The 24,861-nt window shown below is 62.7% G+C and carries 13 protein-coding genes; all 13 read right to left on the bottom strand.

Annotated features, from left to right (window positions below; genetic code table 11):
• Positions 1-14: 14 nt before the first annotated feature.
• Positions 15-2,906 carry a T9SS type A sorting domain-containing protein gene (locus IPK70_05515; GenBank protein ID MBK8226615.1) on the bottom strand — a complete coding sequence of 964 codons (2,892 nt, stop codon included), beginning with the start codon at positions 2,904-2,906 and terminating at the stop codon, positions 15-17.
• A 198-nt stretch (positions 2,907-3,104) separates the two neighbouring features.
• Positions 3,105-4,316, bottom strand: coding sequence for an aspartate aminotransferase family protein (locus tag IPK70_05520; protein ID MBK8226616.1), 1,212 nt, complete (start codon positions 4,314-4,316; stop codon positions 3,105-3,107).
• A 32-nt stretch (positions 4,317-4,348) separates the two neighbouring features.
• Complete coding sequence (locus IPK70_05525) at positions 4,349-4,855, bottom strand: hypothetical protein (GenBank protein ID MBK8226617.1); 507 nt, start codon at positions 4,853-4,855, stop codon at positions 4,349-4,351.
• Positions 4,852-5,316, bottom strand: coding sequence for a hypothetical protein (locus IPK70_05530; GenBank protein MBK8226618.1), 465 nt, complete (start codon positions 5,314-5,316; stop codon positions 4,852-4,854). Before IPK70_05530 ends, IPK70_05525 begins: the two co-directional genes overlap by 4 nt.
• A complete protein-coding gene (locus IPK70_05535; GenBank protein ID MBK8226619.1) occupies positions 5,309-5,896 on the bottom strand; it encodes a sigma-70 family RNA polymerase sigma factor in 588 nt (195 codons plus the stop codon). The genes IPK70_05530 and IPK70_05535 overlap by 8 nt, the downstream gene beginning before the upstream one ends.
• A gap of 60 nt (positions 5,897-5,956) precedes the next feature.
• Positions 5,957-6,907: a transketolase family protein gene (locus IPK70_05540; GenBank protein MBK8226620.1), complete on the bottom strand. Its 951-nt coding sequence runs from the start codon at positions 6,905-6,907 to the stop codon at positions 5,957-5,959.
• A gap of 33 nt (positions 6,908-6,940) precedes the next feature.
• Positions 6,941-7,300: a hypothetical protein gene (locus IPK70_05545; protein MBK8226621.1), complete on the bottom strand. Its 360-nt coding sequence runs from the start codon at positions 7,298-7,300 to the stop codon at positions 6,941-6,943.
• Positions 7,212-8,063: a VWA domain-containing protein gene (locus tag IPK70_05550; GenBank protein MBK8226622.1), complete on the bottom strand. Its 852-nt coding sequence runs from the start codon at positions 8,061-8,063 to the stop codon at positions 7,212-7,214. Before IPK70_05550 ends, IPK70_05545 begins: the two co-directional genes overlap by 89 nt.
• Positions 7,997-8,425 carry a hypothetical protein gene (locus IPK70_05555; GenBank protein MBK8226623.1) on the bottom strand — a complete coding sequence of 143 codons (429 nt, stop codon included), beginning with the start codon at positions 8,423-8,425 and terminating at the stop codon, positions 7,997-7,999. The genes IPK70_05550 and IPK70_05555 overlap by 67 nt, the downstream gene beginning before the upstream one ends.
• A gap of 21 nt (positions 8,426-8,446) precedes the next feature.
• Positions 8,447-9,325, bottom strand: a complete 879-nt coding sequence (locus IPK70_05560) for a transketolase (GenBank protein ID MBK8226624.1) — start codon at positions 9,323-9,325, stop codon at positions 8,447-8,449.
• Positions 9,326-9,666: 341 nt separating this feature from the next.
• On the bottom strand, positions 9,667-18,531 hold the full coding sequence (locus IPK70_05565; GenBank protein ID MBK8226625.1) for a T9SS type A sorting domain-containing protein: 8,865 nt from the start codon (positions 18,529-18,531) through the stop codon (positions 9,667-9,669).
• Positions 18,532-18,576: 45 nt separating this feature from the next.
• A complete protein-coding gene (locus IPK70_05570; GenBank protein ID MBK8226626.1) occupies positions 18,577-18,912 on the bottom strand; it encodes a hypothetical protein in 336 nt (111 codons plus the stop codon).
• Between the two features lie 296 nt (positions 18,913-19,208).
• Positions 19,209-24,857, bottom strand: a complete 5,649-nt coding sequence (locus tag IPK70_05575; GenBank protein ID MBK8226627.1) for a T9SS type A sorting domain-containing protein — start codon at positions 24,855-24,857, stop codon at positions 19,209-19,211.
• Between the last annotated feature and the right edge of the window lie 4 nt (positions 24,858-24,861).

Here is a 24,861-nt window from a genome sequence, read left to right on the forward strand (position 1 = left end):
AGGTTCGGAATGGATCAGCGTCCCATCACCAGTTTCTGAACGCTCTGGCCATGCGCGTTCTGGGCGCGTACCAGGTACATGCCATCGCTGAGGCCGATGGCGCGGCCTGCGATCTCGATGTTGTCGTTGCCCGTGGGCTGGTAGGTGTTCTGATAGACCACGGCGCCGCGCAGATCGGTGATCGTCACCTCGGTGGCATCACTGCCCATACCGTACACCTGCAAGGTGAATTGGTCGTTCGACGGGTTCGGGAACACCGAGATGAAATTCTCGCTGAGCCACTCCTGCAGGCCCACTGCTGAGCTGCCGAACTGGATGTCGTCGATGAACAGGTCGCCGGAATACCCGCTGCTGATGTAGCGGAAGCGGAAACGCATGTTCGCACCGAGCTGCGAGCTGAGCAGATTCATGGTCTTGAGCCTCCATGAGGAAGGGGGCGGCGGCATCTCATCGAAGTTACCATTGGTCACCAGGTTGGTGCCCGTGATTTCACCGGAGCTGGTGGTCCCAAGCAGGCCCCAGGTACGGCCGCAGTTCGAGCTCACTTCCAGGACGAGCTTCTCCGTGATGTTCGCCGTCACGTTCGTGTTCGTGCGGTACGCATAGCGGAAGCTGAGCTGGGTGATGGGCGCGCCGGTCATGTTGATGTGCGGAGAGACCAGGTCGTCGTAATCGCCGATGTTATCGGGCCGGATCAGCTCGAGCGGGTCGCGATCGCCGCTGTTGAGGCGGGCGCAAGCGTTGCCCGAATAGCCGCCGCCCTCGAAGCGCTTCCATGAGGTGTGGTTGTTCTCATAGTTGTAGCCTACCAGCGGGAAGAGGCTCTCGCCCTCGCCATTCTCGAAGTCGATCGCGAACGCGCTCAGCTCTTCACTGGAGTTGCCGGCGTAGATCGAGAAGTCCTTGGTCTCGGAATCGCTGCCTTGATCATTGCCCACGGTGAGCGTAACGGTCTTCCAGCCGCGCGAGGTGAATTGCACGATCGGATTGCGTGAGGTGGAGGTTGCCGGGTTGCCGTCCTGGAATGTCCACTGCCACGAGGTGGGTATCGCGCGGCTGGAGTTATCGATGAAGCGCACGTTGGTGTTGATGCAGGTCATGGGCGGGAACGGGACGGCTGGAGCGCTGCCGCCCGGTGAGGTGGAATAATCCACCTGAGCATAGAAATCGGCGATCGGGGCGCACTGCTGCACGTGCCCTTCGGCCACGCCCGTTGAGATCAGGTTCTGCTCCGTCCACAGATTGTCGCGCTCAAGCACCGGAGAGATCAGCGCCGTGCGGGCGCGCTCGCGCTGGCCTTCGGTGAACATGATGGAGCAGTAGGAGTACTCCATGTAGTTCTGCACGTTCTCGATGGTGCCGCTCTTGCCGAGCACCACCAGGCTGTCGATGCCGAAGTAGCCATTGGGGTCTTCAGCGTTGTAGGCGTAGATGCGAAGGGTGATGCCAGACTCGCGCAAACCGAAGCCTGTATTCGCCGGGTTCACGCTGATCACCGTGCCAGCATGCGCCGAATCGCCCGTGAAGAAGGCCACGTTTCCGCCCTCAGCGCTGATGCCCGTGGCGGTGCCCATCGCGATATTGGTGCTGTAATTATTCGCGCTGCTTCGGACCGCGAATGTGCGCGGGCCGTTATCGCTGCGCATGGCCTTGAAGGTGAGGCCGTAGAAGTACAGCTGCTGCTGCACCGGCGTATTGATCGTGAACTCGTAGTACTTGCCGGTGTTGATCGAGCCCGTGAGGTTGGCGTAATCCGCTTCGCCGTCATTCGCGCCCGTGTCCCAGTTCGAGAAGGCGAATGCGCCGGCAACAGCGCTGTTCGCCGAAACCCCGGTTGCGCTGAACGGTGAGAGCGGGATGCGGATATCCAAGCTGTCGAGCGAATCCGTGACCGCAGGGATGACCGAGAGGTTGTCGATGGATCCCGAGCTGGTCGTGACGCCCTCGAAATCGTACCGGACCGGAATCGATGGAACGATGAACGGGATCGAGCGGCCATGGTAGCTCTTGAAGCTCTGCTGATCGCAATTGCCCCAAGGGCGGGTCGTATTATCCGAATGCCCTGGGCCATTGCAACCGCTGGCCGGGCTCCAACCGCGCGTTATCGGCGTGTCCTCCACGCCATCATCGCCGCAATCGGCTTGCATGGCCCATGGCACGCCTGTTGGGCCGGGAATCCCGTTGTTCTCGCCCCAGACGTGGGCCAGGTCCAGGTAGTGGCCTACCTCGTGGGTGAGCGCGCGGGACAGGCCTTCGTTCCCTGTGAAAGGGATGCCACCAGCAACGCCTGCGCGGCCGACGTACTGATGGATGATCACGATCCCATCGAGCACGCTCCAGCCGCCAGGGGTGAAGTAGCCAGCGGCTCCGCTAAGGATCTGGCGCACCACGTAGACGTTCATGTACTTGTCGCGGGGCCAAGGGCGCAATTTGCTGGTGCTCTCACCGCGCAGGGTCTCGGTGCTCTGATAATGGATGATGCCGTTGGTGCAGATGCCCGCAGGGTCCGTTGTAGCCAGCTTGAACTGAACGCCCATGTTGGCGACACGGTCCTCCATGGAGGGATGGACTTCCGTGGTATCCGGGTTCAGCTTGGCCCAATCGCGGTTGAGCACGAGCATCGCATCCTCCACTTGCTCATTGCTGATGTTCTCCACGCCATTGAGGTGGATGATGTGGAAGACCACTGGGACGGTGTACACCACATCCCGGTTCTTGCGGCTGGCGTTCGTGGCCATCAGATTCCGCATCTCCGATCGGAACTGCGCCATCTTCTGTGCGAAGGCAGGGTCCTTGGCCATTTCCTCGGCCATTCGGCGATCGGTTTCGCACCAATGGGCCTGCTGTGCGAAGCCGCTGGCGATTAGCAGGAAGGTGGCCAGGCTGCTGAGTAGTGAACGTTTCATGGGTCCTCTGCGGTTGGGGGCTGTTGTACCTCGGTAAAGGCGGTCGCAAGATAAACGCGGCTTCGATCGGATAATGACGCCGTTGTCTGGGCCGGTGATGCCGCTGCCCGGTTCCGGGAATGCGCGGACCTCATCTTAGGCCCGCCAGGCAAGGGCAGGAGAGGAATCTTCCTTGATCCAAGAGGCCAGCAGGCCTTGTTAAGATCCCGGTGAGCTTGGTGATTCACGGATCTGATCAAGCGCCTGCTTGATGGTTTTGCAGGCGTGCAGCACTTCATGTTCGCTGATGATGAGAGGCGGAGCAATCCGGAACGCTGTTGGGCAGCTCAGGAACCAGAATCCAAGGACACCCTGGCCAAGGCACTTGTTCACCACCCGCTGAACCAAGCCCGCATCGCCCAGTTCAACCGCCAGCATCAGGCCCAGACCGCGCACTTCCTTGATCAACGGGTGCGTGAGATGCTGCTTGAAAAGGGAGCCCATGCGGACCGCGTTCGCTGTGAGGTCCTCTTCCTCCAGGGCATTCAGGGCCGCAAGGCCTGCTGCGCAAGCCAACGGGTGCCCCCCGAAGGTGGTGATGTGCCCCAGCACCGGATCATGACTCAGGAGGGCCATGCGTTCAGGCGAACTGATGAAGGCTCCCATTGGCAGGCCTCCGCCCAGCGCCTTGCCCAGGACGAGGATATCCGGCACCACGTCGAAGTGCTCGAATGCGAACCTCCTGCCTGTGCGCCCGAAGCCGGTCTGCACCTCATCGAATACCAGTAACGCACCGGTTGCCGTGCATCGGGCGCGCAGAGCGGCCAACCATGCCGGGGCCGGCACACGGACGCCAGCATCGCCCTGGATCGGCTCCACCACCACGGCAGCGGTTCCTGCGTCGATCCGGTCCAACTCGGCAGTGGAGTTGAAGGCGATGTGATCGACACCGGGCAGCAGTGGAAGATTGCGGAACTTCTTCGCTTCATTATCGGTGAGGCTCAATGAACCGTGCGTACTGCCGTGATAGCTCTTCCGGCAGCCGATGAGCCCGGTGCGCCCGGTGGCGCGCTTGGCCAGTTTCAAAGCGGCCTCCACAGCCTCTGTGCCGCTGTTCACGAAGTACACGCTATCCAATCCCCTCGGAAGGAGCCCCGTCAGGCGCTCAGCGAAGCCCACCTGCGGCTCTTGGATGAATTCGCCGTAAGGGATCACGTGCAGGTACCGGTCTGCCTGCTCCTTGATGGCGGCCACTACGCGGGGATGGCGGTGCCCCACGTTGTTCACGGCCAGGCCGGCCACGAGGTCAAGGTGGCGACTGCCATCGCGCGCGGTGAGCCAGCATCCCTCGGCCCGCACGATGTCGAGCGCAAGGGGCGAAGGGCTGGTCTGGGCCAGGTGCTTCAGGAATGAGGCATGCAGCGCGTCCATCTCGATCGGACGCGAAGGTGCGCAACACGGGTCTATGGTCGCCGCATGGGGCCGCCGCGGCCATCGCGCCGCTCGTCCATGCGCTCGCGCAGGCGCCGCAGCACTTCCCGCTGGAAATCGCGCTCCGCTCGGAACAGTTCCACCGTTTTCACGGGGCCAATGGCCTTGGTGAAGCGCTCCACGGAGCTGCGCTCGAGGTCGTATTCGCGCTGGCGGATCTGCAGTCCTTTGGTGAGCATCTGCTGAGCCTCCGATTCGGTGAGCGTCTCCGTTTGCTTGCGTGCAGGGCGCATGTTCTCACGCAGTTCCCGGCGGATCGCATCGCGGGCATCGTCAATCTCATTGTAGATCGGCCAGAATTGCTGGGCTTCCTCCGAACTGAGGCGCAATTTGGTGGTGAGATAGGCTGACTTCTGCGCCTTGATCTCGCGGAGGCGCTCCTCGGACAAGGAAGGCATGTCGTCGTCAGGGCCTTGGGCAAGAAGGCAAGGCGTGCCGAGGAGCAGCGCGCCGAGAACGAAGGTGCAAAGGCGTTTCATAGTTCTTCGATGATCAGGTCAAGTGCAAGTTCATCCTGCTCCAGGTAGGCGCTCAGCTCTTCTTCGCTGAGCGAGCTGGCCCAGCCCGGTTCCGATCCCAGGTCCGGGAGCGCGGCAATGAGGTCATCGTCGCGCACGCCAAGGGCCAGCAGGTCGTCGGCTGAGAGTTCATTCGCTGCGTATTCCGGTGCGGGCCGTGCTTCCCCGGTCAGGGCGATCTTCACAACGTACACGGCCAGTGCAAGGCCGATCGCGGCTGCGGATACGCGCCAAGCCGTGTGCGCCTCCCTTACGCGCTGCAACAAGGCTCGCCATCCCGAGGGTTGCGCGCTGATGGCCGCCTGCACCTGCATGGGGAAGCGGTCGAAGAAGCCATCCGGCACCACGAAGGGGTCGGCCTTCAGGATGCTGCGCAAGAGGGGCGCCTCGCTCAGCGGATCGGTGTCGTGGGGGTCAATCATCGGAATCCGGTTGCTTCGACGGCGGCATGCCCGCAATGGTTTGATCGTTCACCAGCCAGTTCTCGATCTTCTTCACGGCGATGTGGAAGCTGCTCTTGAGCGCGCCCACGCTGGTGCCCGTCACTCGGCTCATGTCCTCGTACTTCAGGGCATCGAAGTACTTCATGGTGAACACGGCGCGCTGCTTGGCCGGCAGGCGCATCACCGCCGCCTGCAGCTTGCGCTGGATGGCATCACCGCTGAAATGCTCGCTGCTGTCGAGTGTGGTGCTTAGGCGCTCAATCACCGCGTCGTTGCTCACGAATACCCGCCGCTTCGCCTTGCGAAGGTGGTTCAGGCATTCGTTGTGCGCGATCCGGTAGAGCCAGCTGAAGAGCTGCGATTCGGCACGGAATCCATCCAGGCCGTGCCACGCCTTGATGAAGGTCTCTTGGAGAACATCCTGCGCTTCATCGTGGTCGGTGACCATGCGGCGGATGAAGGCATAGAGCCTTCGCTGGTACTGGCGCACGAGCAGGTTGAATGCGTAGTGCCGGCTCTCCTCCTTGCGGAAGAGGGCGAGCAATTCGGCATCGCTCAGTTCATCGCTCATGCAGCTGCCTGCGTGATCCTTGGAGCGCGCGCGGCCACGAAGGTTCAATCACGCACGCGCGATCGCACGGCGCGCGGCCGCAACGATGTCCGCCGGCATGAGGCCGTATTTCTTCAGCAGCTGGTCGGGAGTCCCGCTCTCGCCGAAACTGTCATACACCGCCACCAATTCCTGCGGTGCGGGTCGCGCGGTGGTGAGCACTTGCGCCACGGCATCACCTAATCCGCCGTGCCGGTTGTGCTCTTCGCAGGTCACCACGCAGCCGGTCTTCGCCACGGAAGCGATGATCGCTTCAGCATCCAGCGGCTTGATGGTGTGCATGTTGATCACTTCTGCCTTCACGCCTTCCTTGGCCAGTTGCTCTGCCGCCTGCAACGTGTGCCAAACCAAATGCCCGCAGGCAATCAAGGTCACCTCGCCGCCTTCAACGAGCACCTGCGCCTTGCCGATCTCGAAGGGCAGTTCAGCCGGAATGAATACGGGCCACTTCGGGCGGCCGAAGCGCAGGTAGCAAGGGCCTTGGTGCGCGGCGATGGCGAGGGTGGCCTGCCGGGTCTGGTTGTGATCCGCTGGCACGATCACGGACATACCTGGCAGCATGCGCATCAGTCCGATGTCCTCGAGGATCTGGTGCGTGGCGCCATCCTCGCCCAGGGTGAGGCCAGCGTGGCTGGCGCAGATCTTCACGTTCTTGCCGGCGTATGCGATGCTCTGTCGCACCTGGTCGTACACGCGGCCGGTGCTGAAATTGGCGAAGGTGCCGGTGAAGGGGATCTTGCCGCCGATGGTGAGGCCCGCAGCGATGCCCATCATGTTCGCTTCAGCGATGCCCGCTTGGAAGAAGCGATCCGGGAATTCCTTCTCGAAGGCATCCATCTTCAGCGATCCGGTAAGATCCGCGCAGAGCGCCACCACATCCGGGTTGCTGCGGCCGAGTTCGAGCAGCCCGGCACCGAAGCCGCTGCGGGTGTCCTTCTGATCGAGCACGGGGTAGTTCATGGTTCTGTGCCGAGGCCTCGGCAAGGGTGTTGGCTAGAAGTTGATGGTGGCGCTGCGCCCGCTTTCAATGGTGATGTCCTTGTTCAGCGTGAGCTCCGTGCGGCGCGCGAATCCGCTGCGGTAAGTGACCGTGTAGATGCCCGGCTGCAGGCGGAACTGATTGCGCGCGTTCCCTGGATCCAGGTCTGTCACCCACACGAGCTCATCACCTTGCTTCTGGAAGATGCTGCCTGGCCCTGGCGCCTGGGCTTGAATATTCAGCACCCCGGATTTGGGCACCACGATGTCCGTTGACTTGCCCTGCTCAACCAGCACATCGGTGATCAGCGTGCGCGGCAGCGTGAGGACCTCCAGATCGTAGGAGCCGACGCGCAGGCGTTGGCTGCGGCCCATGTCCATGGCCATCAAGGTGCCCGGTTCGCCCTTGCGGCGCACGATGCAGCTTACCTGGCTCGCATCGGCCGGACCGTTGCCCATGCGCAGAGCCAGCGTGCCCATGCCGGCATCCACAGCGATGATGGTATGCGCCGGGTCGCACGGTGACGTTCTCCCGCACCGACGGCGGAACCGTATGGGCCGTGATCCGGTAGGTGAAGATGGGGTCGATGCTGAGCGTGTCCGGGAGGCCGCGATCGGTGAGCGTGTGCTCCATGTGGTAGCGCTGCTGCCCGGTCTTCTGATCGTAGAGCGTCACGGCCACGTCGGTCTCGGTGGGCTTGCCGTCCGCGGTCATGAGGCTGATCTGCGCGGTGGTGCTGTTGAGGGCTTGGGTCACCACCACGTCGAGCACATGGGCGAAGAGCTCCGGTGTGCTGGCATCGTAGTAGTTGCCCACGCATTGCAGGGCGAATCTGTCCATCTCCGTAAGGCCTACGCCGATCACGAAGGGCTTCAGCACGATGCCCTTGGCCTGCAAGGCGCGGCTCACGGCGCAGGGATCCTCGTCGCAGGCCTCGATGCCATCGGTGATGAGGATGATGATGTTCCGCACCGGACGCGCGCCCTTGCTCTTGTCGAGCTCCGGGAAATCCTTGGCGGCTTTCTCCAGCGATCGGGCAATGGGCGTGGTGCCCAAGCAGCGCGTGGCCATCAGCTTCTTGCGGATGTCCGGGATGGCATTCGGCGCGAAAGGCACTTCGAGCGCGTGTCGTCGCAATCCTGTTTGCCTGGGGCGATTGGTGTCTGGTGCCCATAGAGGCGCAGCGCAAGCTCGAGGTCGGGCTGGCCCTCCAGGCGCTTCAAGCTGGAGAGCAGCAGTTCACGCGCGGTGTTGATCTTGGGCTGGTTGCCCCAGAAGGCGTTCATGCTGTTGCTGGCATCGAACACGAAGAGCATGCGCGTGAGCGGCGGCTGGGGTGCCTCTTGCTGGGCGAGCAGGCGCGATGGATGAGCGAATAGCAGGCTGGTGATGGCCAATGCCACGAAAAGCAAGATGCCGTGGGAGCTGCTGGTGGTGCGCATGTTCCTCACCTTCGCCAAGCCCATGCCATCCCGGCGCAGAGGCGCAGGGGGCTTCATTCCGTGAGGAGCTGGCATGGCTCAGTAGTCGCCCAACGTCTCTTCGAGCTGGCCCAGTGCGCTGGCCAGTTGCGCATCGTTCGGGGCGATGCCGTGCCAGGCGTGGCTGTTCATCATGAAATCGACGCCCTGTCCCATCTCGGTGCGCATCAGCACCATCACGGGCTTGCCTTTGCCGGTGCGCCGCTTGGCCTCGGCCATGCTGGTGAGCAGCTTATCCATATCGTTGCCGTCGGTCTCCAGCACATCCCAGCCGAAGGCCAGCCATTTGGCGCGCAAGTCGCCGAGCGGCAGGACATCGTCCACGTCGCCATCGATCTGGCGACCGTTGCAGTCAATGGTGCTGATCAGGTTATCGACCTTCTTGCCAGCAGCGAACATGGCTGCTTCCCAGATCTGGCCTTCCTGCAGCTCGCCGTCGCCGTGCAGCGTGTACACCAAGGCATTATCGCCGTTGAGCTTCTTTGCCAAAGCCGCACCGATGCCCACGCTGAGGCCCTGGCCCAGGGAGCCGCTGGCCATGCGCACGCCGGGCAGGCCTTCGTGCGTGGTGGGATGCCCTTGCAAGCGGCCATTGATCTTGCGGAAGGTGGCCAGTTCGCTCACTGGGAAGTAGCCGCTCCGCGCCAGCACGCTGTACCAGACCGGGCTGATATGACCGTTGCTCAGGAAGAAGAGGTCCTGGCCGCGTCCGTCCATGTTCCACGCCTTGGGATCGTGGCGCAGGATGCTGAAGTACAGGGCGGTGAAGAAATCGGCGCAGCCCAGTGAACCTCCGGGGTGGCCGCTCTGGCACGCATGCACCTGCCTGACAATGTCACGGCGCACTTGCGACGCGATGCGTTGGAGCTCGCTAACGGAGCTGGCGGCGGAAGTGGCCACGACAGGTGATGATCGCATGCGCGTAAGACTGGCCAAAAGTAGCCGGGTGCCTCGGCGGCCTTGTCCGTGTGAAGAACTTTTGAAAAGAGCCGAACCACGCTGATGCTCGCGGGCAACGCCGAGGGTGCCCGGAGTTGTCTTATCCCCGTCCGGTGCTTTTGGTTTTGGACCGGTTCGTCAAGGAGCGGGGGCCTGATAGGCCCCCGTTCCTGTTTTCCCACGATGCCTTTCCTGCGGTTCTGCGCGCCGCTCGTTGCTGGTCCAGTTGAAGGGCAGCCTGCATCAGGCTCTGGTTCTCCTGAACGCAACAGCCCCCGCGCTGTTAGGCGCGGGGGCTGCGTTGATTGCGTTGTCGGAGCTTACTTCTGAATCACCAGGCGCTCGTTGTAGCTCTGGCTGCCGGCGGTGATGCTCACCATGTAAAGGCCGTTGGCGAGCGAACCGTTGAGATCGAGCACGGTGTTCACGAATCCATCCTGCACCGCGATGGTGCGGGCGATGGCGCGCTTGCCGTAGGCATCGAAGATGTCAATGGTCACGGTCTCCACGCCTTCCTCCACGCTGTTCACGTTCAGCATGACCTGATCGCCGCGGTTCGGGTTCGGGAACAGGGCCACGCGGGCCTCGTTCGCAGCGCCATCGCCGCCCTCTTCAGCCAGGCCGAAGCTGCAGGTGGTGGTGAGCAGGCACATGTCGCCCCAGAGCGGATCGCTCACGCTGTTGGGGTTCGGGGTCACCACGCACCAGGTGCTGCCGTTGTTGAAGCTGGCGCGCACATCCACCTCGTAGGTCTTGTTGCAAGCAAGGCCGTTGGTGTTCACCCAGTATTGCCCGGTGGCGCTGGTCTTCAGGATCACCACGTTCTCAGCAGGCAGGCGGAAGCGGAACTGGTAGCGGTTCGCGCTCACCCAATTGCAGTTGGCATTCATGCGGCGTACCGGCCGGGCATGCACCAGCGAGGTGGTTCCGATGGTGCGGGTCTGGCCGCAGCTCAGGTACTGGTTGGCGGGCAGGTCCATGAGCTTGGTGCGCGGGCACTGTGCCAGCACATCGTTCACCATGAAGCGGCATGCGCTGCCCCATGATTCATAGATGCCATTCACGCGACCGCGGACCTTCACGTTGTAGAACACGTTCTGCTGAAGCTGGTTGCCCAACCACGCATTGATCTGGAAGTGGCAGGCGCGGGTGGCGCTGGCCGGCAGTCCATTGCTGGTGTTGTGGCTCTGGAAGCGCTTGAAGCTGTATCCGCCGTTCGGGGCGTACCACCACATCTGGTAACCGCTGTTGGCGTTGTTCACGCCGTATTCAGCGCTCACGTCGGTGTTCTCATTGGCCACCACGAACTCTCCGCCGCAGGGGCTCACCTTCCAGTCGAGCCTATCGCAGCTGGTGTAGATCAGGCGGTCGCTGCCCAAGGGCAGGCAGAAGCCCTCGTTGCCGTTAATCTGGCTCACGCTGCCTGAAGTGAATCCGCCGTTGCCGAAGATGTCGCGGGAGTTGTCGATGATGCGGCGCTGGGTACCATCGCCTTCACGCAGCACATAGCCTCCGCCCACGATGCCGTCACCGCCCGCATCCATCACCACCAAGTAGTAGCAGCCGTCAGGCAGGCAGCTCTCGTTCGTCCATGCCGCATTGTTCGGCAAGGTGTTGGGGCCCACGTAGTACATGAGGGTGTTGGTGCCCTCCTGGCGGAACTCGTAGGAGATATCGTCGCCGTTCGCATCGGTCTGCACCTCCAGGTTCACCTCGTTGGTGCCGTAGTAAACGGTGATGTCTTCGGTATCCGTGCAGCCCAGCGAGCTCACCTCGATGTTGTAGGTCGTGGTGGCATTGATGTCGATGGCCGTTACGCTCGGCGTATTGTCAATACCGCCCAGGAAGGTGCCGCCGGTCCACGAGTACACGATCTGGTCAACGCCTCCCGTAACGTTGATCACGTAGTCCTCGGTCTCACCGAAGGCTCCAAGCACACAGGGGTCCACCTGGGCATAAGTGAGTCCATAGACGCACCGCACGCGCATGCGTGTTGGGCCGTTGAAGGCGGTGAGGGGAATCGTGACATTGCCGGCCGTGGTCTGGGGTTCCGGCGTCACGGCGAGGCGCTCCAGCACGCGCTCCGTGTTCTCAAAGACGCCGTTGCGGTTGTAGTCGATCCACACGGAGAGGTTCTCATCGTCACCGTCCGTGGTCACGCTGATGGGATAGGTGGAGCCAGCGACCACGTTGCCCTGTGGCGTGCTCAAGTTGATGTACCCAGCGGCGATATCGCAGAGCGAGGTCCGGTTGATGCCTGCGAAGGTCACGTTCCCTACATAGTCCGGGAAGGTGCAGCCTGTGGCGCCGTACGTCGGGGTGCAATAGGTGCCGCTCGGCATGGTCGCTGTCACGCTCAGAACGCTGTTGTCACCTGGGCAGACCGTGATGGGCTGAGCCCCGAAGCTGGTGATGGTCGGTGCCGGGTTCGCAGTTAGGGTATAGCCTGCAGGCGCAGAGGGGCAGCCATTGAAGGTGGCCACTACGCTGTACACCCCGTCATTCGCGCTGGTGATGTCGTTCAGCGTCACGCTCTGCGTGGTCTGGCCGCCAATAGGAGCCGGTCCGCTCCAGAGCCAGCTGGTCGGGGTTCCCGATACCGTGTTCGCCGTGAGCACGATGTCGTAACCGCCGCAGGTAGGCTGGTCAGGCGTCACGTTCACCACAGGCGTCTCGATGGAGCTCACCGATGCGGTGGCCAGGAAGCTGGCGCCGCAATCGTCGGTCACCAAGCAGGTCCAATCGCCTACGATGTTGGCCGATTGCGTCTGTGCGGTGCCCATCGTGTTGTTGCTCGGGTCGTACCACTGGTAGGTGAAGGGCGCCACGCCATCGCCAGCGTTGGCGGTGAGCAGCACGCTTCCGCCGGTGCAGTAGCTGGCCGTGGAGGGCGTGATGCTCGCGATGGTCAGCGGGGCATCCACCGTCACGAGCACTTCAGCTTCGCCCGCACAGGGGAAAGCATCGCCGGTGGCGGTCACCGTGAAGGTCTCCGTGTTGGGCACGCTGCTGGCCAGCGGGTTGCTGATGAAGGCGTTGTCCAGGTACACCGCAGGATCCCAGCTGTAGCTCGCGCCGGCGATCTCCGGAGAGCGCCAGCGGAACACGCGGCCTACAGTGGGGTAGGCTGCGGCAGTGGACCAGGAGCACGAAGCCGTATTGGTCGCACCAGCTGTCGTGCTGTTCCAGTTCGTGGTGGTCGTGCGGTTGTTGAATTGCGCAGCCGCGCTGCCGCCGAGGCCCACATGGGCAGTGTTGATTCCGGCGGTCCAAACCATGGTCCCGTAGTGCACCTCCACGAAGTTGGTGCCCTCGTACAGGCGGATCTGGAAGTTGAGCGTGTGGCCCGTGACACCGAAGTCCTTGTAGTTCTCCCACTGGATCACGCAGACCTGATTAGGACTGCTGCCGAGGGTCTGCACCCGGATGCTGGCGCCGGCTTGCGCCTGGAGGTCAGCGCCGAAACCAGCCACACGGTTGCGCAGGTGCGTCGGTGTGGTCACAGCCGTGCTGGCAAGCGGCGTGTATTGGCTCGTGGTGTTCATGGCCACCGAAGGGGTGAGGCTCGAACTTCCGAAGCTGATCCAGCCGTTCGATTGCACACCGATCCGGTCGTACACCGTGCCGTTGTAAGTGAAGTTGAAGCCAATCGGCGTTCCGGGTCCCGTGACCGCGCTGGTCAGCGGAGTGGCGGGGTTCGTGAAGTACGAGTCGTCCGTAGCGGTATTGCCGAACGATACTCCGCCGGAGATCGGCGTATAGCTTCCCACGAACTGCTCGAAGGCATAAGCCGGCACCGCAGGCGGCGTCGCGCTCACGGCTGTGGCTTGCAGCTGCGTGCTGCCGTAGGGGCAGATCACCGTGGGATCGGCAGAAGCGATCACCAGCGGAGGTGCCGGTACGGCCAGGATGGTGGTGGTGCCAAGGTTGGCGACGCACTCGAGGTCATCCTCGTTCTGCAGGAGCACTTTCACCACATCACCCACAGCGAAGGGCCCGATGTTCTCCAGGTAGGGGCTGTTCAGGCCCGGGATGAAGACGGTGTCATTCGTGTTCACGATGTAGCCGATCCGTGCTGAGTTGCCGCTGCCGTCGAAATCCAGGCTCACGTCAATCGTGCTGGTGCAGATGTCATAGGTGGCCGTGCCTGCAGGGTTCACGCAGGGCTGCGTGCAGATCACCTCGAACTGCCAGCTGGTCTGGTTGGCATCCTGGCAACTGTTGCTGCCATCGGAATCGATCACGAGCATCAGGGTGTCGTTGGTGGATTCAACGATGAGCTGAGGCGCACCCAGATCGGCGTAAGAACCGCTGCCCAAGGAGGGGCTGAGATTCTCATCCGTTCCGGCATAGAAGCGGATGATGTCGTTCGGTTCCATGGTGCCCGCGATGAAGGTCATCGTGAGGGTGCGTTGATCATCGCTCGCGATGAAGATGAACACGCGCGGGTCGTTGTTCCCGTAGCAGTGGTTGATCTCCGTCGGCGGCGTGTCGCAGGTGATGATGATCGGGCAGTTGCCGTAGAAGGAGCCCATATCGAGGTCGCTCACCGTGTTATTCGTCACAGTGATGGCCACGATGTCGTCGGGTTGTGAGAATCCGGGACCAGAGGGGGGGATCAGGTTGGGGCCTAGGCTTGCAGGCACCACCACCGGTGTGCCGTTGTTCACCGTGTAAATGATGTCGCCCGGAGTGCCGCTGCCGAAGTCCGCGATATTCACCGTGATCGAATAGCGGCTCGTGGAGCAGCTATCGTTGATCGCGGCGGTCGCGCTTGCGGCTACCGGAGGCAGCGTGATGTTCACGCAGAAGTCCTCGCTCTCGCCCCAGGTGTAGTTCGTCTGAGCGAAGTTGGTTCCGCTCACCCAGTCCTCAACGTTCACCACGCGCATGCGCGTGATGCCTAGTGGTGCGCTTCCTGGAACCGTGAAGGTGCCGGTTGCGATATGCGGTTGCGCGACCTCTGCAGGGGTCTCGTAAGTCATCTCGCCGGCATCCAGCCAATCGCCATCCTGGTTGTAATCGATGAAGATCTGGAAAGCGTTGGTGAAGTTGCCGCCGCAGGTGCCGCTGCGCAAGCGGAAGGGCACCACCTCTCCTTGGTACAGGTTCACAGCCGCGATGCTGCCGGTCCAGTTGCTATAGCGCGCAGCGATGGAACCGGTGCCCGGTGCCGCCGTCGCACAGGTGCTCACGCCCTGGACCAAGGTGCCCACGTACACGCTGTCCATCTCCGTATCAGCCGCACTGGTGGCGTAGAACGCCGGATAGACGGCGCACACGCAATTGTCAGTGATCAGGTTCACCAGCACAGGCGCGCTCGGCGTGGGGCCACCGCCCGGGTTGGTGCAGGTGACCACGCAGCGGTAGTACTTGGAGCTGGTCTGGTTCGTCACCTGGGTGTTGCTGGTGCCTAGTTGCGTCACGTTCACAGTGAAGGCCGCGTCATCCGCGCTCTCCCATTGGTAGGTGATGCCGGAGAATGGATAGGAGTTCTGCAAGCTCAAGGTGAAGTTGGCGCCGGAGCAGACATCGCTCGCGCTCGAGAGGGTGGTGTTAGCCGCCGGAGGCGCATCGCAGGCAGGGGGATCCTCGATCGTGATGCAGAAATCCTCGCAGGTGCCGCTGCCCATGCTGGCGAGGCAGCCATCACCGGCGCCATTGATGTTGCCTTGGCCGCGGCTGCGCACGCGCATGCGGATTGTCCCGATCGTCGCGGTGAGCGGCACCGGAACGTTGATCGATCCGGTGGTTCCCGTGGTGAAGGGCTGGAACCACTCGCTCGCCTCGAAGACGAAGTTGTTGTTCCAGTCGAACCAGACCGAGACGATGCCGCCACCGTACACCAGGTTGTTCACGTTCACCGTGATGGGGTAGGTGAGGCCGCGTTGGAGCGTGGTGGTCTCGCCGCGGAGGGTGTATCCCGGGTTCGGCACGCAGGCCGCCGTGGTGCTGTTCAAGGTGTTGATCTGAACACCGATGATGCATGCGCCGTCACCGTTGTTCGTTACAGCGCAGTATGCGCTGCACTGGCAGGTGCCGCCCATGTTCACCAGGATCGGCGTGCTGTAATCGAATTCAGTGGTTGCGGTGCAGGTCACCAGGCAGCGGTAGTACTTGGCTGCGGTCTGGTTCGTCACCTGCGTGGTGGCAGTGCCCAGGTTCGTGAGGTTCACAGTGAAGGCCGCGTCATCGGCGCTCTGCCACTGGTAGGTCACGCTGCCACCCGGAACCACGTTCTGCAGGCTCAGCGTGAAATTCACGCTCGGGCAGGCGTTGGTGGTGGTGCTGAGCGTGTTGCCCGGCACCGGCTGCGAGTTGCACGGTGTGATGGTCGAGAACCAAGCGTAATACTCCTCACCATCCACGATGGGGCCAGGGGCGGTGGTCGCGGTGGTGCGGTTGCCGCTGGCGGCCAAGGGACCGGCACCTGACGCTACGCTGCGAGCGGTGTAGCTGCCCACGGTGTTCGTCGCCGAGGACCCAACGAAGAGGTTCGGCTGATCGCTAAGACCAGTCAACGCGTCAACGCCATTATAGCACAAGCGGAGCGTTGGTAGGTTGCCGAAAAGGCCGCCGAATTTCTCGATGCGCAAAGCGCGGCTGCCCACTGCGCCGGGTGTTGGTCCAACCGGCAGGCTCACGAAGGTGCCCTTCACGCGCGTGATGGTGCTGCCTTCCGTGAGCACGGTGGTGGCCGAGCCCATGCTCAGCAGGTTATTCACCGCGCCGATCGCGTCGTAGCTGTTGAAGGGGAAGAGTCGCGTTTGCGCGGCCGTGCTGCCGAACATGCGGTAGCTGATCGAACCGTCCACATAAAGCGTCGGGCTGCCAGCGGCCCCAGTGTAGGTGGGGTGGTCGAAGGCGAGCGTGTTGCCGCCCATGAAGATCGGGCCACCGAAGGTGGTGAAGGGGGTCGCGCCGTACAGGGTGATATCACCACTGAATGTGTAGCCGATCCCGACCGCGTTCACGAGGCTGAATGCATTCACGCGGCGGTTGGTGGGCACGAAGCTGCTCTCCGTATGGGCCACGTTCGTGGGCGCCGGCGCGAAGAAGTTGTTGATCATATTGTAGATGCTCGCACGCGAAACCAGGGTGGCGTTCACCGTGGCGCCGCCCGCACCGGTGGCCGGGTTCAGGCTCACCGTCGGAGCCGCCAAGTAGCCGAAACCGGGGTTGGTCGTGGCCACGCTTACCAGCATGCCTGTGGGCACATCAACGGTGGCACTGAAGGTGGGCAGGTGCGCAGGGTTGAACACGCAGACCGCGCCAGCGCCGCCTCCGCCCGTCAGGGTGATGGTCGGAGCAGAGAGATAGCCGGTGCCGCCACCCGTGATGTTCACCGAGGTCACCTGGCCCCGGGTCACCACGGCGGTGCCGGTGGCTTGCGTGAGCGCGCCGCCGCCACTGAAGGTCACGGTGGGTGCGCTGGTATAACCGCTGCCGCCGGCGCTGCCTACGTTCTCCATGAGATTGAGGAAGCCGGTGGGCAATGAGACCCCGATGCTCGGAGCGGAGGTGTAGCCCGTGCCGCCCGCCGTAACGCCGACGTACACGCCTTGGTTGGAGGGGATGTTGACCCCGCCGGTAATCGTCGCCGCGCCGCTCTTCTGACTCTGGCACACCGTGCCATACATGAAGCTGCTGTAAAGGTGCGCAACAGCCGTGGCACCGCTGCCTGTGCCGCCGGAGATGGTCACGGTCGGCGCCGTGCGATATCCGTTACCGGGGTTGGTGATGGTGATGGAACGAAGCGTGCCCGTCAGGTCATCGATGTTCGCCACACCGGTGGCCGTGGTACCGCCTGCTGGCGCGACGGTGAAGGCGACGGTCGGAGGGGTCGCACTGTTATAGAGCGTGCCGTGCGCGTTCACCGTCACCGTGGCGATGCTCCGGTTGATGAGTCCGCCGTTCGAGCGCGCGGTGTTGTCGATGTGCAGCTTGTTGTTGGTGGTGAGCGTCCCCGCCGTGGCGCCCAGGTTGTTGGTCACCAGATCCTGCGTGGTGGACACCGTGTTGTTCGCGAGGTTGGCGAAGAGCAGGTTCTGGATCATGCCCCGACCCTGTGTATCGGCTTCCCAAGTGCCGGTGCCGCCCAAGGTCTGCGTCCCGCTCGTTGCGAGGAACCAGAGCACCGTGCCTCCCGAGGCCAGGTTGGCGTAGCCGTTGTTGGTGAAGTTGCCGAAGATGTTGATCGTGGCGCCACCGGTCGTTGCGGTGCCTGCACCCGTTGGCCCATGCGCGCGGAACTCGCCCGTGGGATCGATGGTGAGGTTGGTGCAGGTCAGGGTATTGACCGTCGCGCTCGGTGTGGTGGTCGTGATCCACTGCATCTTACCGGCCACGGTGATGTTGCCGTAACTGAGGCTCTGGTTCACCACGATCGTGGAGCCCGCAGGGATGAGGATGTCGTTGCCGCCGGGAGGCACCACGCCGCCTACCCAAGAAGCCGGGCTGTTCCAAAGGCCGCCCAGCGCGCTGGCTGTGTAGAGAGAGGGAACAGCAGATGTCAGTACGACGTTGTCAATCGCCACCGGAGGCTGCGTGCCCAATGAGGTGTCGCTCTTCCAGGATATGATGAGCCGGAAGGTGGTGCCCGCGAGGGATGGGGGCAGGCTCAGCGTCGCGGTGTTCACGACGCCCAATGGCAGCACTTGCGTCGTTTGAAAAATGTGGGTCGCCCCAGCGATGCTGGGCGGCACCACGGCCGCGCCGGAACCAGGGTGCGTGGCTTGGCCCACCGGGATCACGGAAGTAGGGGCCGTGAAGACTTGCAGCGCATCCCAGCCTGTGTTCTCGCCCTGGCCCTGCCAATTGAAGGTCAGCGTGATCACTGACTCACCAGCGGGCACCGTCACATCGCGCCAGATGTAGTTGACGCATGGATTAGCGAGATTATAGGACCAATCCGCAGGGTTATTGGTCTGGGATGCGTAGGCGCTGTTCCCTGCGAACGGTGCGCCCGTTGGCAGCGTGCCGATCACCCAGGGGTTGTTGGCGCCACTGGACATGTTCCAGTTGTTCGCGCCGAAGGTGGCGCCCAGATCGAAGTTGCCGCCGTTGGTCGCGTCGATGTGGAAGGTCTGCGCGCCGGCGGAGCCGATCAGCGCCATGAGGGCCAGCAGCGAGGCGATCCTCGTCCACCATGCCGTGCGCACTGGGGTATTGTTCGGGTTCTTCATTGGTTTTGGTTTTGTCGTCTGGGGCGTGGTAAGGGGTCGGCGGGTTTATTCGGGAACGGGTTCAGCCAAAGGTTCTGGCTCAACGAATGGCTGCAATGGCACAGGGCCTTTGTCTTCCATGGGCTCTTCTCTCTTGCGCGCCGGGTCATCGGGCGATGCAGGCACCTTGCTCAGGTCCTGCTTCACCTCGCGGTTCAGCGTTGGTGCTGCCGTGCCATCCTGTTCCAGGACGGGCAGCTCGGTGCCGGTCCTTTCGGGCGTGGCCTCATCGGTCCGGCTCTGGGCCATGCTGGCGCTTGCCAGGAGCAGCGACCCTGCTGTGAGGAAAGCGAATCGGAGGTTGTTGGCGTGCTTCCGGTGACGGGGTTTGGCTAGGGTCATTCGGGTCTCGGTTTAGGCTGAAAGCATGTTTGCACAGGGAGGCCGGCGTCCAAGGCTCTTCCACGAACGCGCATGATGCGGGCACAAGGCGGTGCATGGAGCACCTGGGATGCGATTCGTTCGCGATTGGCCATTCCGGGTGGTCAATATTAGAATTCGGATATCAGCGGTCCTAAAACAAAATTTTTATCCACCGGAGGCAACTCATGGCGAAAGCGCCGTATTGGGCCTTGAAAGCAATGGCGGGGGCTGGAATATTCAGCCCCCGCCGATGCCAACGGTTCATCGCGCCACCGTCACGGCTGCACCACGAGGCGCTCCGTGAAGGTCCGGTCGCCGGCCGAGAGCGTGGCCATGTAAAGCCCGGTGGCCATGCCCGCCTGCAGGTCGATGCGAGCGTTCAACATGCCATCGGCCACCGCGATCGAGCGGCTGAGCACCAGCTTGCCGAACGCATCGTACAGTTCCAAGCTGGCCTGCTCCACCTCCGCGGGGATGTTGGTCAGGCTGATCGTGAATTGGTCGCCTTGGTTCGGGTTCGGGTACAGGCTCAAGCGCTGCTCGGGGGCCGTTCCGCCGATTGGCTGTTGCGCCATGCCGAAGCTGCAGGTGGTGGATAGGGTGCACATATCTCCCCAGAGCGGGTCGCTGATGCTGTTGGGGTTCGACGTGGTCACGCACCAGGTGCTGCCGTTGTTGAAGCTCGCGCGCACATCCACCTCGTAGGTCTTGCCGCAGGTGAGGCCGTTGGTGTTCACCCAGTACTGCCCCGTGGCGCTGGTCTTCAGGATCACCACGTTCTCAGCGGGTATGCGGAAGCGGAACTGGTAGCGGTTGGCATTCTGCCAGAAGGCGTTCGCGCAGGGTGGGCCATCATTCACCAGGCGCTTCACCGGACGTGCATGCACGAGCTGGGTGGAGCCGATCGTGCGGCTCTGGCCGCAGCTCAGGTACTGGTTGCCGGGCAGGTCCAGGAGCTTGGTGCGGGGGCACGATGCCAGAGCGTTGTTCAGCATCATGCGGCAAGCGGGGCCCCAGTTGTTGTAAACCCCGCCGACGAGGGCGCGCACTTTCACGTTGTACAATACGCCTTGGGCAAGCGGGAGGGTGCTGAGCAAGCAGTGCGTGGAGGCTTGGGCGCGCTTGAAGCTGAGCCCGCCGTTCGGATCATAGAACCAGAACTGGTAACCGGTCGCCAACGGATTCGCGTTGGCCACGATGAAGGCTTGGCCGCATGCGTATGGCGCCCAGTCGAGCTTGTCGCAGCTGGTGTAGATCAGGCGGTCGGTGCCCACGGGCAGGCAGAAGCCCTCGTTGCTCGCGATCTGGCTGGTGGCTCCGCTGGTGAAGCCGCCGTTGCCGTACTGGTCGTAGAGGTTATCGATCAGGCGCACGCTGCTGTTGACCCTCAGGAGGTAGCCGCCGTTCACGATGCCATCGCCCGCGCCATCAGTGACCACGAGGTAGAAGCAGCCGTCAGGCAGGCAAGTGGCCTCGGAGCCGCTGCCGATCAGGGCGCCGCCGCCGCTCTGCATCAGGTTGTTGGTGCCTTGCTCGAAGATCTGCCACGTGAGATCGTCGTTGCCATCGGCCTGGTAAACGAAGTCCAGGTCCGTGGTGCAGATGAATGGCGGGGTGCCAGCGCAGACGCAATCGGGGCCGTACACATCGTTCTCCGTGCCTGCATCGTTATCATCACATGCGGTACCGGGGAGCGCGGCTCCACCAAAGGCGCCAAGGCAATCGGGCTCTTCCACGCAGATGGTGAAGGCTCCGGTCCCACCGGCCCAGCCATAGACGCGCACCAGGTAGGTCTCACCGATGGTGAGGCTTCCTAAGGTGAGCACTTCGGTTCCGCCGTCGACGGTGGCATCTCCGCAGACCTGAGACGTGCCGTTGCACGCGCCTGTGCGCAGGTCGACAACAGCATCGAATGCTCCTTGGCCTGCCACAGTCACTCGATGGGAGGTCCGGGTAGCCACGAAGCTGTACCAGACATCATTTGCCACCGTGCTGGTGAAGCCGGAGCAGGTGCTCGGTGCCACCGATTGCGAAGCTCCGACGTTGGTGCCCGCCACTGGAGCGCAAACGGGGGCCGGGGTCAGGCTGATGGCGTCGGCGCAATCATCATTCGCTGGGGGCGGGATCGGGCAGATCACCTCGAATGCCACGGTGCGCCCGGTCGTCTCCTCCACGTCCCACATGATGTAATAGGTGCTGCCCGCGGTCAGGTTCAAGGGCACCCCGCCGTTCGCGATATCGCCCGGAACAGGGCCGATCGCATTCACATCATCCAGATATGCCCATCCGGCATTGTTGCAGCTGCCAACGACCTTCCAGTAGAAGTCGATGTATTGAACAGCCGTGCCGCTGTATGAAAGGACATTGATGGTGTGGACACCGCTGATCGTGGGCGTGAAGGTGAAGATGCGCTCGATGCCAGGGGTCTGGAAGGGGCCTCCGAGCGTGTTGTTGCTCCATGCGCCGGTTCCAGCAGGAACGGCTACCGGGCCGGTGCTCACTGCGCAAGCGCTGATGTTGGCGATGCTCGCGCAGGGATCGGGCGGAGGCACGCCCGCGCTCACGCAGATCGTGAAATTGCCGCCTTGCGCGCTCGCTGATGCCATGCGCAACCAGTAATCGGTGTTCGGTGTCACAACGAACGAGTTGCTCAAGGCCGATGCACCCAGTGCGCAATGCACGGAGGTGCCGGCGCAGCCGCCCTCGAACACTTCGACGAAGAGGCTGGTGAACGCGAACGACGTGAAGCTGTACGCAATGGCGCTATTGGCCCCTGAATTGAAACGGTACCACTTGTCCAGGAAGGGGCCAACGCTGCCGCTGCAGGAGAAGAGGCCGCCATCCTGTGTGGCTGTGGCATTGCTGCCGGGCGTTCCGCCGGCCGGGCAACCGCCTAGCCCGTTCACGCTGAGCAGGATCGCGCCCACGCACGCCTCACCCGGGATGCAGGTGTTGTCATCGGTGAAGTCGCCGAAGCTGCGGTCGCAACTGCTGTTGCTCTCATGCAGCAGGCGGATGTTCACCACATCGTCGATGGCGAAGGGGCCCAGGTTCTCGATGTCGGTCTCAAGCAGGCCGGGGATGTCCGTGGGGTCTCCGCCGTTCACCGTATAGCGCAGGGTGGTGGTTGTTCCGCTGCCGGTGCTGATGATCTCCGCATCAATGGTGAATTCGTAGGTGGCGCAGTCCGTATTCACCGTGATCCCTGCATCGGGGTCAAGGCAAGCGGGCGTGCATTCCACCTCGAATACCCAGTTGCTCTGTTGCCCATCGCGGCAGCTGTTGCTGCCATCGGAATCGATCACCAGCATCAGCGTATCGTTCGTTGAAGCGATGGAGAGCTGAGGGGCGCCGAGGTCGGGGTACGAGCCGCTGCCCAAGGAGGGGCTGTTGTCCTCATCCGTGCCGGCATAGGCGCGGATGATGTCATTCGGGTCCATCGTTCCTGAGATGAATGTCAATGTCAGGGTCTGCTGGTCATCGCTCGCGATGTAGGTGAACACGCGCGGGTCGTTGTTCGCATAGCAGTGCGGCACCGTGATGGTTGTACCGCAGGTCACCGTATCCGGGCAATTGCTGAAGTGGCTGCCCAGGTCGAGCTCGCAGACCGTGCCGTTGGTGACGGTGACGGCCACCTCTGTGCCGGCCTGGAAATCGGGCAGCGTGTTCACGCCCAATGCGGCGGCTTGGCTGCCGGGGCCTCCAGGCGTGGCCACCCATTCAATGGTCAGCGCTCCAACAGGATTGCTGGTGATATCGACTTCCAAGGTGAACTCATCGTTGACGCAATCATCCACCACGGCTGCGGTGGCCACCGGCGCGCCGCACACGTTCACCGTGTAATCGTGTGTCTGCCCGAAAGGCGCTGTTCCGCAAGGCGAGGTCCAGCTGAAGCCCGGGGACATGTTCACCCGGCGCACGCGCATGCGCTTATCGCCTGGCGAAGTGCCGTTGGGGATGGTGATGAAGTCGTTGAGCGGATCGGGGAAGAACGCAGGCGAGGTGTATACGAGCTCGCCCGGATCGTCGAAATCGATGTCATTGTTGAGGTCCACCCAGATCAGGAGCGAATCGAGGCCGAAGTCGGTGGTGCGGTCCACGGAGAATGCGGTGGGCACGCCGGGCGCCACGAAGGCCGTCTGCGCCGTGAAGTTCAGGTAGCCCGCGGTGGAGGCGTTGCTGTTATTGATGCCTCCATAGGTGAACTGGGAGATGATCGGGTCGTTGTTGAAGGGCGCGTCGGCCACGCAGTAGTCCTGCAGATGGGCGATCGGTCCGACCCATGGGCTGAGGTTGCCGCCGCCGCAATCGGCGCGCACGTACACTTGGTAGCTCTGTCCGAAGGTGAGGCCGGTGGCAACGATGGAAAGCGCACCCGTGCTTCCCGCGAAGGTTTCACCGCCAGTGCCGGGCAAACCGCCTTGACGCACCTCCACATCGTAAGTGATAGCGCTCGGAGCAGCCAGCCATGAAATGTTCGCCGTTGTGGCCGTGGCTGTGCTCGCCGCTATGCCGGAAGGCAATCCGCAGGTGGGCTCGGGCAGCACATTCAAGCCATAATCCTCCACTTCGCCGAAGGAATTGGTTCCGCTTCCGCAGGGATCGAAAACAGGATTGAACGCATTGTCGTGCAAGCGAATCCGCATTGTGGTACGGCCCAAGGTTGCGCCCGACGGCACTAGGATCGTAGCGGTGAACGGACCAGTGCCCAAGGGTGATGTGTACATCAGCTCCGAGGGGTCGTTCGCGAAAATGCCGTTCTGGTCCCAATCACACCAGATCTGGATCTGGTCGGTGCTCGCTGCAGCAGATAGGCTCACGGTCACATCAAAAGAGTTGTTCTCAAGCACGTCTCCGGAGAGCCCACGGAAGTTCTGGTACACGCCAATGGCATCCAGGGAATTGTTGTTCACGGTGTTGCCCGAGCCGTAGGACACGTTGGCGATCTTCTCAAAGAAGGCATTGTTGGTGCCGTTCACGCCTGCCGCGCATAATGCGCACAAGTGGGATGGTGCCGTAGGCACGAAGAGCGGGTTGCTTGCCACCGCTGGCGGGCTGCTCGGACAGCTCACAAGGCAACGGTAGTACGTATCGCTGGTCTGCGTGGCCCACTGATTCGGGTGCGTGCCCAGGTTCACGACGTTCACGGTGAAGGCGGCATCATCGGCGCTCTGCCATTGATAGGTGACATCGGGGCCAGGTGTGGCATTCTCCAGGCTCATGCTGAAGCTGGTGCCAGAGCAGCCGCTGCCCTGAACGAAGAGCGTGTTGCCAGGAGTGGGCGCGCCGTTGCAATTGGGTTCGCCAATGAGTTGGATCGCCGCGCGGAAAGTGGATTGCGAGAGCGTGGAAACGCCTACGACCGGGGCCGCAGCGTTATTGTAGCGCCGGCAACTATTCACGCCGGCGGTGACCGCCGCATAGAATGCGGCGCCCGGATGCGTCACGGCTTCGCTGCGCAGCACCAGCAGCTGGAGGTTGCCTGATCCTGTGCTGTATGCGAAGGGCGTTTGCAGATTGGCGCCGCTCCAGCCGCTCTTGCTCCAGGTCATCGGCCCATTGTACACCAACGTGTAACCGCCGGTGCCCGCATAGACAGCGGTCGGCAGCGTAGTGTTGGCGGTGTGGCGCAGGTAAAGGCTCACGCTGCCATACGTGTCGATGGGGCCGGTGCCGCCAGCGATCGCATTCTTGAAGTTGATGCGCGTGATGGTGTAGTCCTGGCCGATCTCCGATGCGAAGTACAAATACTCGCCGGCATGATTCTGCAAGATGCTCAACGGGCCGCCGTTCGTAGTGCTGCCGCCATCGATGGTGACGGTTTGGGCCTGCAGGCGCGCAGAAAAGAGCGCGAGCATCATGGTGATGAGCAGCAGCGGAGCGCTCCGCTGCGGCATGCGCTTGAAGGTATCGAGGATGTTCATGTTC

The organism is Flavobacteriales bacterium (assembly GCA_016712535.1).
GTDB lineage: Bacteria > Bacteroidota > Bacteroidia > Flavobacteriales_F > PHOS-HE28 > PHOS-HE28.